The organism is Halobacteriovoraceae bacterium (assembly GCA_020635115.1).
Lineage (GTDB): Bacteria > Bdellovibrionota > Bacteriovoracia > Bacteriovoracales > Bacteriovoracaceae > JACKAK01.
Genome location: JACKAK010000015.1, coordinates 23,366 through 37,985, shown reverse-complemented (window position 1 = coordinate 37,985; position 14,620 = coordinate 23,366). Strand labels below are relative to the sequence as shown.

Genomic DNA, 14,620 nt, shown 5'->3' with positions numbered 1-14,620 from the left:
CTAGCACAAGAATTTATGTACGCTTTAGGTATTCCCACTTCTCGATCCTTAACCTTGTTTGTTTCTAAAACAGATAAGGTACAAAGACCTTGGTATTCATATGGAACACATTCGAAAAATCCTGACATACTGGTTGATAACCCCATTGCCATTTCAACACGAGTTGCACATTCTTTTCTTAGAGTTGGACAATTAGAACTTTTCTCTCGCCGTGTACGAAATCAGTCTCATCCAAATGCTTATGAAGAGTTGATGATGATTGTAAAACATGTAGTACAGAGGGAATATAAAAATGAAATTGATCAGGGCCTTCCTTTTGAAAAACAAATTATTGAATTGGCCAAGCTCTTTCGTGGCCGTCTTACAAGATTAATTGCACAATGGATTCGAGTCGGTTATTGCCAAGGAAACTTTAATAGCGACAATTGTTCAGTTGGAGGACATACTCTAGATTATGGACCTTTCGGATTCTGTGAATCTTTTGATCCAGATTTTCAACCATGGACAGGAGGAGGACAACACTTTTCATTTTTTAATCAGCCTAATTCGGCCCAAGCAAATTTTCATATGTTTTTAACTGCTTTACGTCCATTACTTTCAAAATATCCTCGCGAATTATCTGAATTGGATCAAATATTTGATGAATTTGCACCTGAAATGAAATCAGAACTTGAAAAAGTCTGGGCATTAAAACTGGGTTTAATTACATTTATTCCTGAAATTTTTAACTCTCTTATGGATCTCATGATTAAAACACATCTCGATTTTACAATCTTTTTCCGTGAACTATCACATCTCCCCGAAAGCATTCACCCTTTGAAAAAAAGTTTCTATCAAGAATCATCAAAGGATCTTGATCAAGCTTGGCAATCATGGCTAAGCAATTGGCGAGAACAAGTCAAATCTCAAAACAACTTAGATTTCCAAGAAATTTCTACAAAGATGAAACAAATTAATCCCAAATATACTTGGCGTGAATGGACAGTCGTTCCTGCATATCAATCAGCAATGAAGGGAGATTACTCACTGCTAAGAGAGTTACAAGAAGTACTGAGCAGGCCATACGAAGAGCAGTCAATTGAAATTGAATCGAAATATTATCAACTCAAACCAAATGCCTTTTTTAACGTAGGAGGAATATCTCATTATAGTTGCTCTTCTTAAGAGCATATTTGCATTTTATGAATCCTGATATATATCTTCTACTTTTTGTGCACTCACAAAATCTAATTCAGAAATTCCTCGGATATCATGAGTTGAATAGCGAACCTTTACTCTCCCATAGCTTACATTTAAATCAGGATGATGTTTTTCCTTCTGGGCCATCCAAGCAACGGCGTTAACAAAGGCGATAGTTTGAAAATAACTTTTGAAGGTAAACTCTTTTTCAATCTCTCCTATTTGTTCGTTAAAATGCCAGTCCTTAAGATCTGTAAGTAAATTTGCGATTTCATCACGAGTGAGTGCCACTAATTTTTTATCCGACATTTTTATTCTCCTCAATATCATAGGGAGCAGGAAGATTTCCTAAGTCCCAACTTTTTTTAAGGTCGATTGTCACATCTTCATCTAAAATCGAGTAAATATCTTTTAGGTCATTAATGACAAAATATAATGGTTGAAGAATATCAATCTTAAAGGGAGTTCTCAGGGCCACTAAACGATCTAAGGAAGTATATTTATTCTCAGAAGGTTTCAAACTATATACAGTTTCTTCTGGCGAGGATAGAATACCTCCTCCATAAATTCTAAGATCTCCGTTTTCTCTTATTAATCCAAATTCAATGGTAAACCAAAATAAACGAAACATTCTATTTCGATCTTTCTCATTCATCTTTAGAGCAAGCTGGCCATATTTTTCCATAAAATCAGCATAGGCCTGATTTGTAAGGAGTGGACAATGGCCAAAAAGTTCATGAAAAATATCAGGCTCTTTTATATAATCAAAATCCTCTTCGCTTCTTATAAAACTTGCAGCTGGAAACTTTTTATTTGCAAGCAGAGTAAAAAACTCATTTGCAGGAATTATTGCTTCAACTGGTTCAACTGACCAGCCGGTACAAGCTTTTAATTTTTTTGATACATAAGTATGTTGAGGAACTGACTCAAAGGGAAATTCAAGAATTTCTAAGCCTCTAATAAATTCTTCACAGGCGCGTCCTTGAATAATTTTCATCTGGCGTTCCATAAGACGATGCCACCTGTTATTTTCCTCGTCTGTATAAGGAATGAGTCCATTTTGGTCTGGTTTATAGGCCACATACTTTGATTTTTTCTTTTTTGAATTCTCCATTTTATTTGCAATTGCAGCTTCACTCATATGTGCCTCCTTACTGTGTTGATGGCCAGTATATTGCTATGCAATATCCATATTGAAAGTGTACACTAAATCAATTCCATTCGTAAAATGTACAATAGCATACTTGATTCATAAACTTGAATTAATCTTCCTCATTATAAATTTAAGCAATTTTTTATATGTAATGATATGATTAAAAGATGCCACAAATATTTTATAAAACATTTTTTATCTTCTTTATTATAAGGGCAGTATTTGCCCTAGAAAATGTCGGCAGTCTAGGACACAACGTTAGTCACACTGACTATATGCTTGGTAAAGATACTTGTACAATTGGAATACAATTTGTTGGTTGCCGCGCATGGAATTTTGCATTAGGGTCAAGTCCTCTTCTGTATGTTAATTATAATACAAATAATGTTTTTACTCGAACAACTTTAACCAAGAAAGGTCCTCATACGCATACATTTGAATCTGCATACTTTAAGACATTTAATGACCAAAACTCGACTCAACTTAGTCATGCCCCTTATCACTACGAGGCCATTTTTGCTTATTATATTTATTCCTACAAATATGACCGTAATGTTAAAGTTCACTTTAATACAATATATAACTATTACATAAATGATAAATATCCCTTCTCAATAAGAAGACCTACAGTAAAGCGCAGCCCACATCAGGTTAATATTGCTTCACTCATTGAATCGAGTGTGACAGAAAGAATATTTGTCTTAAGCGAGTTTGGTTTCTTACATGTTACAGATACTTATCCACGTTTACATGCTGGTTCATCCTTAGGTTACAGAAATGATGTAATCTATATGCATCTTGGCTTTACAATGACAGGAACTCTGAGAGGTATCTTTGTTAATAACCAGAATCCCAACCGATTTGATCTACAACAATCAGCTTTTAACCGAAGAAATGGGTACTATGATTTTGATCCTGTTGCAGATAGAAATGCTATTAAGGAAGATTTTTCAATACATGCTGAATTTTCTATTCAAGTTAATTTTTAAATCCTGAGTATAATAATGGACTCATAGACCCTGTAGAAAAGATTCAGGTCTCAACACGTGGCATATATGACGATTTGGATTCTTTTCAAAGAACTTTTGATGATATTGTTCTGCCTCAAAAAAAACACTTGCATGTGAAACTTCCGTAACAATTGGAGAATGAAAAACTTTTAAAGTTAAGAGTTTTTGTATCAATTTTTCAGCAATTTCTTTTTGTTCAAACGAATGATAAAAAATAACAGACCGATACTGAGATCCGATATCGGGTCCTTGCCTATTTAAAGTTGTTGGATCATGCATCCGGAAAAAAATTTTTAAAAGGTCTTTGTAAGTAATTTCGTTAGGATCGAATACAATTCTTACGGCCTCAGCATGTCCAGTGTCACCTTTGCATACTTCTTCATAACTGGCCCTTTTTGGATCTCCGCCCATATATCCACTGACTGCTGATCTAACACCTTCTGTGTTTTTAAAATGGTGTTCAATTCCCCAAAAACAGCCTCCCGCAAATGTCGCAACTTCCATGAGTATTTCCCTTTTATTTAAATAGCTTTAAAAACTCTCCATAGCCTTCCTTCTCAAGATTTTCTACAGATATAAAACGCAAGGAAGCAGAGTTTATACAATATCTTAAACCTGTTGGTTTTGGTCCGTCATTAAAAACATGACCAAGGTGATTATCACCTAATTTACTTCGCACTTCGACTCTAACTGACCATAGTTTTTTGTCTTCATGTTCAGTTATAAATTCTTTAGATATCGGGGCCCAAAATGATGGCCATCCAGTACCAGATTTATATTTTTCTTTGGAAGTAAATAATGGCTCACCTGATAATCTATCAACATAGATTCCTTCCTCCTTATTATCCCAATATTCTCCGCTAAATGCTCTTTCTGTAGACTCTTCTCTTAAGATTTCATATTCTTCTTTTTTAAGTCGTTTTCTAGCTTCTTCTTCTGAGATTGTGACAATTTTCTTTTGTCCGTAGTTTTCATAAATTTGAATTTCATTATCTTTGCTTTTATCCTTACCAAATACGTTTAACATAATTGTCCCCATGCTAAATATCAAAAGTGAATTTATTATTTTACTCTTTGTTAGGTACATACTTCTCTCCTCTTTTTAAGATAAGTGTAGCGGAGCACTGTTTTGTTACAAACAAAACTTAGAAACTATAAATAACCATCAACTTATAGTAAAGATCTTGATATCTTCCTCCTAAGAGCTCGGCATTTCTATTTTCACTTTGAACTACTTTAGAATACTCTAAGGAATTGATTACAATTCCTTTCCAAGGGACATGAGGATAGACATAAGTTAATGAAATTGCATAAAATCCTGGGCCACTTACCGCATGAGGGCCATAAATATAGTCATTCATCGCTTCTGTGCCAAAACCAAATTTTGTCTCTAATGATGTAAATTTATAAACTGGTAATCCAAATTTTAAGAGATAGAAAAAACCTTTATTTTCATCAATATCTGCACTAAATTCTCCTCCCACTGAAAACTTTTTCATCCATCCAAACTTATATGTGAATTTTGTAAATAATTCGTGAGAAGTGTTTCTGGAGTTCCTGAAATCTCTACCATCTGAGGTAAATCTGATCATTGGTCTACTATCCCCTACTAATCTCCACCCAATATCCCATTCATAAGATGAATTTCGATCTAGAAAATGTTTATAGAAAATATGTGGTCCTCTAATGACATAATGATCATAAAAAATAAGTTCAGGCCCTACGGTTAGTCCAGGTTTGTTCCAAGTCATTGCCCCCCGAAAGACGGACTTTGACTTCAAAATGGCCGCCAAATTTACTTTTGGCCACTCCCATTCGATTGCATGAAGAGAAGAGCAAGTAATTATAAAAATTAATACCTTGAGCATCAGATTTCCTTTATTTGCAAATCATTAAATGCTTATTTATCTAAGAAAACATCATGCATGAGGCCAATCAGATCCTGGACATAATTAAGACATGTATTTTCTCACAAAAAAGATCAGTATTAGAAAAAAACAACCGCATAGGCCAGTAATAAAAACATAAGATGATTGATCTTTAATTTTATCCGCTAATTGTACGTTTTCAAGGTCTTGAGGATCGAAAACAATATCAATCATTTCTCCTGGATTTAATTTTTTTGATTCAATTGGAACTCTAATTGTATTTGACTGATATTTAAACTCAACTACATTTTCATTTTTATCAGTGTCCGATTTATTTATTTTTGTATTAATACTTTTTACAAAGGCCTTTGTAACAATTCCTGAATGTTCTAAATATCCATAATTATGATAGATCTTATAAGAAAGGAAAAACATTGAAAAACTGAGAATAATTAGAGAGATTTGAATTATTTTAGAAAACATTTTTATTAGTCTACCATAAAATTGTATAAATTCTTTTTTGACTTAGTATATATTTTGTATAACCTGATTGTCTTTAAGCTTAAGTTCTACATAACGTGTTTTTTCTATCAAAATAATTGAATCCAGCCCGCTTTCTTGAAAAAATTTATGATCAATTCTTTCCCTAAACCGAGCGTTAAAATCAAATTCGAAATTTGTATCTGAAAGATCATAGACAATAATCGTTAATCTTTCTTTTTCAATATGATCCCCATGTTTTTGGTAGATGTCTTTTATTTTATGTCCGTATACTTTAAGAGTATGCGCAATCCACTCTATTCCTTCTTTGAACGTATGACTTGGGCCATAGAAACGATCTCCCTTAAAACCTCCGTTCATTGCAGCTCTATACCATTGTTTTAAACTCTGAAATTGATTATCTTTACTAGCAATTTCTAAAATTTTCTTAAAGACCATTTCATTCATATAGGCCTGAGTACCAATTTTAAATTCAAACTTTGTCTTTAGAGAAATATTATAGAGAATATGATTATTTTTGTCTGTGATATATCCATCATACAAAGGAACATCAATATCTTTAATTCTTGTCAATAAATAGACATCTTGATTGTAGAATTCGTCTAAAAATCTAGAATATTTAACAGCACTTAGATATTCATGATCAAGGGGAGAAAATTCTTCTGTAATGGTAGGATCACTATAATGAATCCTTTCTGCACCCAGGGGTTTAGTTAATTCACTATGATGTGAAATACTTTTAAATCTCATTGATAGTTCGTGAAACATTTTTTGGAAACTTATCCTTACATGTGACGGATTAAGTTTTGGTTCGCATTTTTCGATTTCGGAGGAGTAAAGATTAAAAGCAAGAATTAAACATAAGGCACTTCTAAAAATCATATTCAATTTCACCTTTTTTACAATTGGGCCATATGTAATATTTCATTAAATTCAGTTACTGTAACGGGAGTAATCGATAGTCTTGAACCTTTTTGTAAGATTTTCATGTCTTTGAGAACCGGATTTGTTTTTAATACAGGTAAATCGACAAACTTATCAAATTTCTCTTTAAATCTTACATCTACCATATACCAGCGTGGATTATCTGGATTCGATTTTGGATCATAATACTTAGATTTTTTATCCCATGAGGTGTGGTCAGGATAGGCCTCTTTATCCACTGTTGCAAGACCAGCAATTCCAGGAGGAGTGCAATTAGAATGATAGATGAGGACCACATCTCCATTTTTCATTTCATCTCTCATGAAGTTTCTGGCCTGGTAATTTCTTACTCCATCCCAATGTTCTATTTTTACTTTTTTTAAATCATCAATTGAAAAAACGTCGGGTTCTGTTTTCATGAGCCAATATTTTTCAGACATGCTTGCCTCTCTTGATTAGTTTCACAGAGGATATACAAATTATTTAATGCTGAAAACATTTGCTTGAAAATATTTAATTTAATTTTAAGATTTTAAAAATTCCGCTAGTTGCTTTCGTTGAAATGTTGGTAAGCAGAAAGAAGCTGTATGTATTTGTTCGTTATAATATTCGAACTCCATACCTGAATGAAGTACTCTTTCAGGTTTGAAATCTTTAATTGGATTTAAACCTTTTGAAGCAAAAGTAAAAGACCAAAGTCCCCCTGGATATGTAAGATTACTGAAATTGTAGATTAAGCTCAGTGGAAATAATTTGTTTTTAATTGAAAGAAGTTTTGTCTGCATCTGAGATTCATAATAAGGTGATTCTCCCTGAGATACTACAATTCCATTATCAGTCAAACAGTCTTTAATATCTTGATAAAAATCTTCATTAAAAAGTGGTTGAGCAGGGCCAATTGGATCCGTAGAATCAACTAAAATGACATCGAATTTTTCATTTGTATTTTTGACAAATTCAATACCATCTTCAATTTTTAATTCAAGCCTTGGATTATCTAATTCACTAGAAGTGAGCGGAATAAATTCCTTACAAGCATCTACAACCATCGAATCGATTTCAACCATTACACATCGTTCAACACTTTTATGTCTTAATACTTCGCGAGCAGTTCCTCCATCTCCACCGCCAATGATTAAAACTTTTTTAGGGTTTGGATGAACAAATAATGGAACATGTGAAATCATATCATGATAAACAAACTCATCTTTTTCCGTCACCATCACAAGGCCATCATTCAAAAGCATTTTTCCATGGCCTCTAGTTTCAACGACATCAACAGTTTGAAAATTTGATTTTCCTGAAAAAAGCACTTTTTCAACTTTAAATCTTAGTCCTAAAAAATCTTTGAATTTTTCTTCTACCCATAAATTTGAATACACGTGAGCTCCTAGACGATTTTTGATGTATCAGGTTTTGTAGCAACTTGATGAAAATGTTTAAATTCTATTTTATAACCACATGAAAGATGATCTTCAACATGATTTATACATACGCCATCGTAAGTGACGTCATTTTTTGTATCAAATTGGAGAAGATCGTATGTTTCAGGGCCATAGACATTGAGGATTTTATTTAAAAGATCTTTATCTTGGCCTTTAATATCTATATTAGTCTCAAAACTAACATATGAAACTTCTTCTTCTGGTGTAATATGTATAGTGATGTATTTATCATCTTTAATACCATTTAATGAATACCCAAGAGGGCTAAAAGCAAAATCATCAATTTGAAAATCAGGAAACAAATCATCAATTTGCAAGTACATTCTAATTTGATCTTTTGATAAATACGGTGTTCGTAACGTTTTTGCTGCTGGCCCATTGATATGATACATCAGAAGCTCTGTCGTTACGTCGTTTAATGGAGAATTAAATTTTTTATCAAGATGAAACAAATAATTAAAATGTCCATCTAGATTTCCAACTCTCAATAATGTCCCTTTGAATTGTTCTCTCAACTGTTGAACATCTCCAAAGATATTTGTCCTTTGTAAATGTGAATGATACTCATTTTTTCTTTGAAAGATAAGACTTTCAAAATTTTGGGGACCAATTTTCTTTGCAAGAAACAAAATTGAGTTCACTAAAGTTGTCTCTCCACAAGTAATCAGTAAAATACGATCCTTCCAAACAAACAGTGATGACTCTGACAATAGGTAAGCACGACAATAGGGATTATGAATTTCAGAAATAATTTCCGCCTGAGCTCTGGCCACTAATTCAACCCAAAATTGTCGTTCAAAATCTAACAATGAACCAACTACTTTAGATACAACTACTTCTGCTTTTTTTTCGGACCCTTCGAAAAACACAATCCTTTCCCCTCTTGCTGAATATCCCACAAATTAGGACTATTAAAAAATTATGTCAAGTTGCACAATGAAATATGATCTAAACAAAATAAACATCACTTGTAGTGATCAAAACCTCTCATCAACAATTCTTCTACTACTATAGAGTCGAGATTATAAGTATCTTCAACCAGTATCAAAATTGGTTTTTCGGAGTTATTTATCACTTCATAAATTCTCTCAAATATTTTTTTAATATTAGTTTCCATAAAAATTGGAAAATATTGGCCCGTCGTGTTTGTGATTCTGTTCTTTTTTAACCTAGGACTCGTTGCTTTAATCGAAGCATAGGCCAAACTTGCAACAATTGCAGTACTTATTCCTGGATGAATGTCAGTTAGACTTAAAACCCCTAAAGGTAGCAGAGGTAGTCCAAATTTAAAGATATCACTTGCCACGTTATATATTCTTTTTGACCTTGAAATTTCTTCTTTAAATTTTGTGAGTTCTCCCTGGAGGGTAATGACATTGAAATTGTTAATATTTATGTCGGAGCTATTTATTGTTTTTGACAAGTGTGAAGTTCGGTCATCTCGTAAAGAAATCATTGAGTATGCTTGCTCGTTCCAATTTTCAAGTAAACTATCTAAGTTAACAAACATTTGTTCAGATAGGCCATTTTTTTTAAGATCTTTTTTTGAAATTGTATTCAACCCCACGACAATAATATTATGCTGTTTACCACTCATTTTTTTATGCATGAAGGCCATTCTAACTCCTCCAAGTGATTTAAGCATACCAATTGCAATTTCTTCATTTTTTGTAAGTTCAATTTCACATGAAACATGAGATTGAGCTCCAGTAGAAATTAAACATAACAACAAAATAAATTTAACCATAAAAAGAATTCTTCTTGTTTTTAAATTATCGCAAACGAAACAATTTCTTTGTTATATTCCTTTATGTAATTTGTTTCAAGCTTTTGAAAATTTTATCAATTGAAATGGGAATTAGGAGATAAATTAAATGAAATTAGTTTTATTAATATTTCTAACTATTACAAACCTCTATGCAGGTGAGATCTATATAGATAATCATTCATATGAGATTCAATCCGCAAGTTCTGTTGACTCAGAAACCTTAGGAGTTGGAGTAAGTATAATATTTGAAGATCAAAATGAATGTTTCATATCTCAATATGAAATTTTCTCGAATCCACTTTTTAGAAATCAAAGTCTCGCTGATTTTATTGATCTATCTACTGAAATTGGTTTTAAAATTTCATGTACAAAAGATTCTGACCATTTCTACATTTATACTGAAGATGACCGTATGGCATATTCTCAAATGAGCGAAAGTGCTTTGATTAAACAAAAGGTCGAAGATTTTGCTGATGAAATTGAAGAAAGTTCAGAGAAAATACAAAAAGAAGCAAAGAGATTTACTGATAGACTCAAAAATGAAAGCAAAAGGGCCAAGGACAAAATCAACAGTTGGTTGGAATAAAAAATTAGGAAGTTTTTCTTATTTTTTTTATATTCTTTTCAATGTTGCTAAATACTTTCAAGTATTTTCATAGCATGATTAAAATAACTACCTCCAAACAAGTTAAAATGATTGATGACGTGATAAAGATTGTAAACTTTAAAACGTTCATGATGTCCCGAATTGATGGGTAATATTTCTTGATAAGAAATATAAAATTCAGAATCAAATCCACCAAATAAATTAGTCATTGCTAAATCAACTTCAGAATGTCCATAATAAACTGCAGGATCGATCAGATAGGGCGTTTGATTTTCTCCACAAAGAACGTTACCACTCCATAGATCTCCATGTAACAAAGTTGGTGTTATTTTTGTTGAATATAAAACTTCTTCAATTTGTTTACTTTTTTCTAAAAATATTTTCGACAAAACTCCTCTGTGAAATTTACTTTTGATTAAATTAATTTGAAAAAGAAGTCTATTTCTCATAAAAAAGACACACCAATCAGACTCCCAAGAATTTGACTGAGGATTATTCCCTATGAAATTATCTTCCTCAAATCCATATTGTACATTGGCCATACTTAAATGCATTTTAGCTAATTCTCTTCCGAGATTTTGCCAGAATTCTTTCTTTGGTAATTCGGTTAAAACTTTAGACATTACTATTTTTTCATCTGAAACTTGAAATATTTCAGGAGTTTTAAGACTATGATACTTTCCAAATCCAGATTCAATTTCTTTGAGCCCATTGACTTCTGTAAAAAATAACCCTGGAATTCTCTTACTATTTTTTTTTTCGAATGTTTGCATTATTTCCACATTCTTATTAAATATTGAACCAACCCAATAACAGCACTTACAATCAGACATGTTGTTATAGGTATATAGATTGTTGAGTTTTGACCTTCAATTTTAATATCTCCTGGCAATCTTCCGAGGGGAATATTTCCATCTGAAAAATGCCAGATTACCCCTGAAATAATCAAAAGCACTCCACTAACGATTAGGATCTTTGCAATTGGCAACATCAATTCTCTCCCATTTCAAAAGACTAGAGTTTAAAGATAATTTATGGCAAAATAACCAAATATGAAAGAATTTCCAAAAAGTTTAATTTATTATTTAATTATCATTATAATTCTAAGTGCTTGTGGATTGTTTTCTACTTATCATAAAGGTAAAAAAACTAAAAACTTTGATGGCTCAAGATTTTTAAATCGCACGCCAATGCCAAATAACTTTCTAGATTTTTTGAAATGGAAACTCAGTTTTAGCGCAAAGGCTTGGCCAGAGTGGATTAATATTAATCAAAAAAAAATTGTACAAGAAAGAGTATTTGGAGACAAGGCCGTCTTTACCTTTGTCAATCATTCAACTGTACTCATCCAAGTATCCGGAACTAATATAATTACAGACCCCGTATGGTCTGAAAGGGTAAGTCCTTACAAGTTTATTGGCCCCAAAAGACATAAAGATCCTGGTGTAAAGCTTGAAGACTTGCCACAAATTGATATCATACTTATAAGTCATAACCATTATGATCATTTGGATATTGATACCCTTTTGGCCATTAATAAAAAACAAGATACTGACCCCATTATTCTCATTGGTCTTGGAAATGATAAACTGCTATTAGATGAAGGAATCCAAAACTTCAAAACAATGGATTGGAATGAATCATTTAAACACGAAGGTATCACCTATCACTTTGTTGAAAGTCAACACTGGTCATCGAGGGGCCTATTTGACAAAAATAAGACCCTCTGGGGAAGCTTTGTCATCGATTATGGACAAGGGAAGTTTTTCTTTGCTGGAGATACTGGTTATTTTGAAGGGTTTAAAGAAATAGGAAACAAATTTGGTCCCTTTCAACTATCTCTCATACCTATTGGAGCATATGAACCAAGATGGTTTATGAAGTTTCAGCATATTAATCCCAAAGAGTCTGTTCAAGTTTTTAAAGATTTACGTTCCCAATATGCTATTGGAATTCATTGGGGAACATTTCAACTTACTGATGAGGCCCTAGATGAACCTGTCAGGCATCTAAATACAGAACTTGAATCGGCGGCCGTATCACGTGAAAGATTCTATTATTTAGAAAATGGTGAGCACCTTTCCATCCCCATTAAATAATTAAGATTTTGTCATTTTTTACAATAGATATTGACGTTTCGCATTTAGTCATTATTATCCATGGCCTAACATAAATATAATCCTTGAAGGAAGTTTTTATATATGAATGAACTATTTAAAGAATTTCTATTGGCCTTTACTCCACTTTTTATAGCAATTGATGCCATTGCACTCGTTCCTATCTATCTGTCCCTGGTAAACGATTTTGAACTTAAACAACAAAAGAAAATGGCCAATATCGCAACAATGACGGCCACCATTTTAGGAATCGTTGTTCTTTTTGCAGGAAAAAAACTGTTTTCAGTTTTAGGAATCACAGAAGATGATCTCCGTATAGGTGGTGGTATACTTTTGTTTCTTGTGGCCTTAAGTGATTTGCTTATGGGCCAACAAACAGAAAAAAGAAGGACTTGTGATCAGGATTTAGCAATTGTCCCTGTTGGAATCCCTCTTATCCTAGGACCTGCAGCTCTCACAACCGTAATTTTAATGTCTGACCAATTTGGCTACACAATGACGTTGGCCGCTTATATTGTGAATATGTTTTTAGTATGGATCATATTTTACAATTCACAAAGACTTGTTAAGATAATTGGCCGTGGTGGAACTTTGGCCATAGGAAAAGTGGCCTCATTATTTTTACTGGCCATCGCGGTTATGATGGTGAGAATTGGGATTGCAAATATTATACGAAACACAGGACTGTTTTAATCTTGATTAAAGAATGCCTTTGATAAATTCAGCTTACCACCACTTTTTAATAAAGGCATAAGTTCATCGGTTTTATCTACATTTTCTAAAATGAGTTGAATTAACTCATTAACTTTAAGATTTTGGCCATGTTGTTTTAAAATTGCTGCGGCCCCTGCGACAATTGGAGTGGCCATAGATGTGCCTCGCATTCTCTCATAAGCATCAAATTCAATACCATTACCAAACGAAGTTGATAAAATTCCACCATCCACAGAATCACCTGGTGCAGCTAAATCTACTGATACCGGCCCATAATTTGAAAATGTAGAAAGTTCATCAAATTCATTGATTGAAGCTACTGAAATAACATTTTCATTTTCGATATCTGAAGGATAGTGATGTTCGTCTTCATTGCAATCACCCACTTGATCACCTCCCCCATTTCCAGAGGCGGCAACGAAGAGTACATCCTTGTCAGCAGCTCTTGTGACTTCATTTATTAATTGTATTAATTCATGTGGAATAATGAATGTACTTCCCAAAGAAAGATTTATGATATTTGCTCCTTGATCAATACTATAGCGAATACCGGCCACAATAGTTCCAATATCTCCTGATCCATCAGCATTCATCACTTTTACAGGTAAAATTTTGGCCCCGGGTGCAACTCCTGCAATTTTACCTGCAGCAATTCCGGCCACATGTGTTCCATGCCCATGATCATCTTGAGGGGAATTGTCCCAATTAACAAAATCCCATCCTTGGTAATCATCAATATAACCGTTTTGATCGTCATCTTTTCCATTTTTTGAAACTTCTTTATCATTCACTTTAATTTGGCCACTAAGGTCAACATGTGCCATTGCGATACCAGTGTCTAAAATAGCAATAGTAACACCTTTTCCGTTAAATTTTTTTGGGATCATATCTTTATTTATTTGTTTGAGGTGATGAAAATCATCATATAAGTCGCTTAAGCTCCATGGGCCATACATAAATTGAGAAACATTTAAATCATCTACCTTTGTACGAGACCTAATAAATTTGTTTTTTACAAATTTGGCCTTCTTATTAATATTAGCGAATAATTCTTTTAGATCGTTTTCATTACTACCATATATTTCAAATAAATTATCTTTTTCACTTAAGACTCTATAACTTAGACCTTCATTTGTTATGGCCTTTTCTATGTCTGCTCGAGGAACACATTTTGTAATAATGCCCGCAAAGTTTTCATTAATGGGTGCTTTAACTCTTACATTGTACTGAGTCTTTGAACATGAATAGAGAAGAAAAACTAAAAAGAAGGCAATCCATTGCATAAAAACTCCTCAAATATCCTTTCGAGGTCCAAATTGGTTCTGAAATCATAT

General features: G+C 33.0%; 19 protein-coding genes. 5 read left to right on the top strand and 14 right to left on the bottom strand.

Going from position 1 to position 14,620, the window contains the following annotated elements; translation table 11 throughout:
* Positions 1 to 1,164 (top strand): YdiU family protein (locus H6622_17785; GenBank protein MCB9063382.1); only part of this gene is annotated, 1,164 nt, incomplete at its 5' end.
* Between the two features lie 15 nt (positions 1,165 to 1,179).
* Here H6622_17785 and H6622_17780 read toward each other — a convergent pair.
* Positions 1,180 to 1,509, bottom strand: coding sequence for a 4a-hydroxytetrahydrobiopterin dehydratase (locus H6622_17780; protein ID MCB9063381.1), 330 nt, complete (start codon positions 1,507 to 1,509; stop codon positions 1,180 to 1,182).
* Positions 1,478 to 2,320: a phenylalanine 4-monooxygenase gene (phhA, locus tag H6622_17775; GenBank protein ID MCB9063380.1), complete on the bottom strand. Its 843-nt coding sequence runs from the start codon at positions 2,318 to 2,320 to the stop codon at positions 1,478 to 1,480. Before phhA ends, H6622_17780 begins: the two co-directional genes overlap by 32 nt.
* 179 nt (positions 2,321 to 2,499) lie before the next feature.
* Here phhA and H6622_17770 point away from each other — a divergent pair, with 179 nt between their 5' ends.
* The gene (locus H6622_17770) at positions 2,500 to 3,321 is read left to right on the top strand and encodes a hypothetical protein (protein MCB9063379.1); all 822 of its coding nucleotides are present in this window, start codon (positions 2,500 to 2,502) and stop codon (positions 3,319 to 3,321) included.
* Between the two features lie 21 nt (positions 3,322 to 3,342).
* On the opposite strand, the gene msrA is transcribed toward H6622_17770, so the two are convergent.
* The 9 genes from msrA to H6622_17725 all read right to left on the bottom strand — a co-directional run bounded on the left by msrA (position 3,343) and on the right by H6622_17725 (position 9,827).
* On the bottom strand, positions 3,343 to 3,852 hold the full coding sequence (msrA, locus tag H6622_17765; GenBank protein MCB9063378.1) for a peptide-methionine (S)-S-oxide reductase MsrA: 510 nt from the start codon (positions 3,850 to 3,852) through the stop codon (positions 3,343 to 3,345).
* A gap of 7 nt (positions 3,853 to 3,859) precedes the next feature.
* Positions 3,860 to 4,429: a peptide-methionine (R)-S-oxide reductase MsrB gene (gene msrB / locus H6622_17760; protein ID MCB9063377.1), complete on the bottom strand. Its 570-nt coding sequence runs from the start codon at positions 4,427 to 4,429 to the stop codon at positions 3,860 to 3,862.
* A gap of 58 nt (positions 4,430 to 4,487) precedes the next feature.
* Positions 4,488 to 5,210 carry a hypothetical protein gene (locus tag H6622_17755; GenBank protein ID MCB9063376.1) on the bottom strand — a complete coding sequence of 241 codons (723 nt, stop codon included), beginning with the start codon at positions 5,208 to 5,210 and terminating at the stop codon, positions 4,488 to 4,490.
* Positions 5,211 to 5,294: 84 nt separating this feature from the next.
* A complete protein-coding gene (locus H6622_17750) occupies positions 5,295 to 5,693 on the bottom strand; it encodes a hypothetical protein (protein ID MCB9063375.1) in 399 nt (132 codons plus the stop codon).
* 42 nt (positions 5,694 to 5,735) lie between these two features.
* On the bottom strand, positions 5,736 to 6,479 hold the full coding sequence (locus H6622_17745) for a hypothetical protein (GenBank protein ID MCB9063374.1): 744 nt from the start codon (positions 6,477 to 6,479) through the stop codon (positions 5,736 to 5,738).
* Positions 6,480 to 6,610: 131 nt separating this feature from the next.
* Positions 6,611 to 7,075 carry an EVE domain-containing protein gene (locus H6622_17740; protein ID MCB9063373.1) on the bottom strand — a complete coding sequence of 155 codons (465 nt, stop codon included), beginning with the start codon at positions 7,073 to 7,075 and terminating at the stop codon, positions 6,611 to 6,613.
* Between the two features lie 84 nt (positions 7,076 to 7,159).
* Complete coding sequence (speE, locus tag H6622_17735; GenBank protein MCB9063372.1) at positions 7,160 to 8,017, bottom strand: polyamine aminopropyltransferase; 858 nt, start codon at positions 8,015 to 8,017, stop codon at positions 7,160 to 7,162.
* Between the two features lie 8 nt (positions 8,018 to 8,025).
* Entirely contained in the window at positions 8,026 to 8,949 is a 924-nt protein-coding gene (locus tag H6622_17730) for an adenosylmethionine decarboxylase (protein MCB9063371.1), read from the bottom strand.
* A gap of 95 nt (positions 8,950 to 9,044) precedes the next feature.
* Positions 9,045 to 9,827 carry a hypothetical protein gene (locus tag H6622_17725; protein ID MCB9063370.1) on the bottom strand — a complete coding sequence of 261 codons (783 nt, stop codon included), beginning with the start codon at positions 9,825 to 9,827 and terminating at the stop codon, positions 9,045 to 9,047.
* Positions 9,828 to 9,954: 127 nt separating this feature from the next.
* Between H6622_17725 and H6622_17720 the strand changes: the two genes are divergently transcribed.
* On the top strand, positions 9,955 to 10,434 hold the full coding sequence (locus H6622_17720) for a hypothetical protein (GenBank protein MCB9063369.1): 480 nt from the start codon (positions 9,955 to 9,957) through the stop codon (positions 10,432 to 10,434).
* Positions 10,435 to 10,481: 47 nt separating this feature from the next.
* On the opposite strand, the gene H6622_17715 is transcribed toward H6622_17720, so the two are convergent.
* Both H6622_17715 and H6622_17710 read right to left on the bottom strand, forming a co-directional pair.
* Entirely contained in the window at positions 10,482 to 11,228 is a 747-nt protein-coding gene (locus H6622_17715; GenBank protein ID MCB9063368.1) for a fructosamine kinase family protein, read from the bottom strand.
* A complete protein-coding gene (locus H6622_17710) occupies positions 11,228 to 11,446 on the bottom strand; it encodes a DUF2905 domain-containing protein (GenBank protein ID MCB9063367.1) in 219 nt (72 codons plus the stop codon). Before H6622_17710 ends, H6622_17715 begins: the two co-directional genes overlap by 1 nt.
* A 61-nt stretch (positions 11,447 to 11,507) precedes the next feature.
* Between H6622_17710 and H6622_17705 the strand changes: the two genes are divergently transcribed.
* Both H6622_17705 and H6622_17700 read left to right on the top strand, forming a co-directional pair.
* Positions 11,508 to 12,554, top strand: coding sequence for an MBL fold metallo-hydrolase (locus tag H6622_17705; protein MCB9063366.1), 1,047 nt, complete (start codon positions 11,508 to 11,510; stop codon positions 12,552 to 12,554).
* 102 nt (positions 12,555 to 12,656) lie between these two features.
* Positions 12,657 to 13,265: a MarC family protein gene (locus H6622_17700; protein MCB9063365.1), complete on the top strand. Its 609-nt coding sequence runs from the start codon at positions 12,657 to 12,659 to the stop codon at positions 13,263 to 13,265.
* Here H6622_17700 and H6622_17695 read toward each other — a convergent pair.
* Entirely contained in the window at positions 13,262 to 14,569 is a 1,308-nt protein-coding gene (locus tag H6622_17695; protein MCB9063364.1) for a S8 family serine peptidase, read from the bottom strand. The genes H6622_17700 and H6622_17695 overlap by 4 nt on opposite strands.
* Positions 14,570 to 14,620 lie beyond the last annotated feature (51 nt).

What these genes read in the sequence shown, in the direction of transcription:
- H6622_17700 (MCB9063365.1), top strand. Translation starts at nt 12,657, where the DNA reads ATGAATGAACTATTTAAAGAATTTCTATTGGCCTTTACTCCACTTTTT.
- H6622_17780 (MCB9063381.1), bottom strand. Translation starts at nt 1,509, where the DNA reads ATGATATTGAGGAGAATAAAAATGTCGGATAAAAAATTAGTGGCACTC.
- msrB (MCB9063377.1), bottom strand. Translation starts at nt 4,429, where the DNA reads ATGTACCTAACAAAGAGTAAAATAATAAATTCACTTTTGATATTTAGC.
- H6622_17770 (MCB9063379.1), top strand. Translation starts at nt 2,500, where the DNA reads ATGCCACAAATATTTTATAAAACATTTTTTATCTTCTTTATTATAAGG.
- H6622_17710 (MCB9063367.1), bottom strand. Translation starts at nt 11,446, where the DNA reads ATGTTGCCAATTGCAAAGATCCTAATCGTTAGTGGAGTGCTTTTGATT.
- H6622_17705 (MCB9063366.1), top strand. Translation starts at nt 11,508, where the DNA reads ATGAAAGAATTTCCAAAAAGTTTAATTTATTATTTAATTATCATTATA.
- H6622_17740 (MCB9063373.1), bottom strand. Translation starts at nt 7,075, where the DNA reads ATGTCTGAAAAATATTGGCTCATGAAAACAGAACCCGACGTTTTTTCA.
- H6622_17720 (MCB9063369.1), top strand. Translation starts at nt 9,955, where the DNA reads ATGAAATTAGTTTTATTAATATTTCTAACTATTACAAACCTCTATGCA.
- phhA (MCB9063380.1), bottom strand. Translation starts at nt 2,320, where the DNA reads ATGAGTGAAGCTGCAATTGCAAATAAAATGGAGAATTCAAAAAAGAAA.
- H6622_17725 (MCB9063370.1), bottom strand. Translation starts at nt 9,827, where the DNA reads ATGGTTAAATTTATTTTGTTGTTATGTTTAATTTCTACTGGAGCTCAA.
- H6622_17745 (MCB9063374.1), bottom strand. Translation starts at nt 6,479, where the DNA reads ATGTTTCACGAACTATCAATGAGATTTAAAAGTATTTCACATCATAGT.
- H6622_17755 (MCB9063376.1), bottom strand. Translation starts at nt 5,210, where the DNA reads ATGCTCAAGGTATTAATTTTTATAATTACTTGCTCTTCTCTTCATGCA.
- H6622_17750 (MCB9063375.1), bottom strand. Translation starts at nt 5,693, where the DNA reads ATGTTTTCTAAAATAATTCAAATCTCTCTAATTATTCTCAGTTTTTCA.
- H6622_17695 (MCB9063364.1), bottom strand. Translation starts at nt 14,569, where the DNA reads ATGCAATGGATTGCCTTCTTTTTAGTTTTTCTTCTCTATTCATGTTCA.
- H6622_17715 (MCB9063368.1), bottom strand. Translation starts at nt 11,228, where the DNA reads ATGCAAACATTCGAAAAAAAAAATAGTAAGAGAATTCCAGGGTTATTT.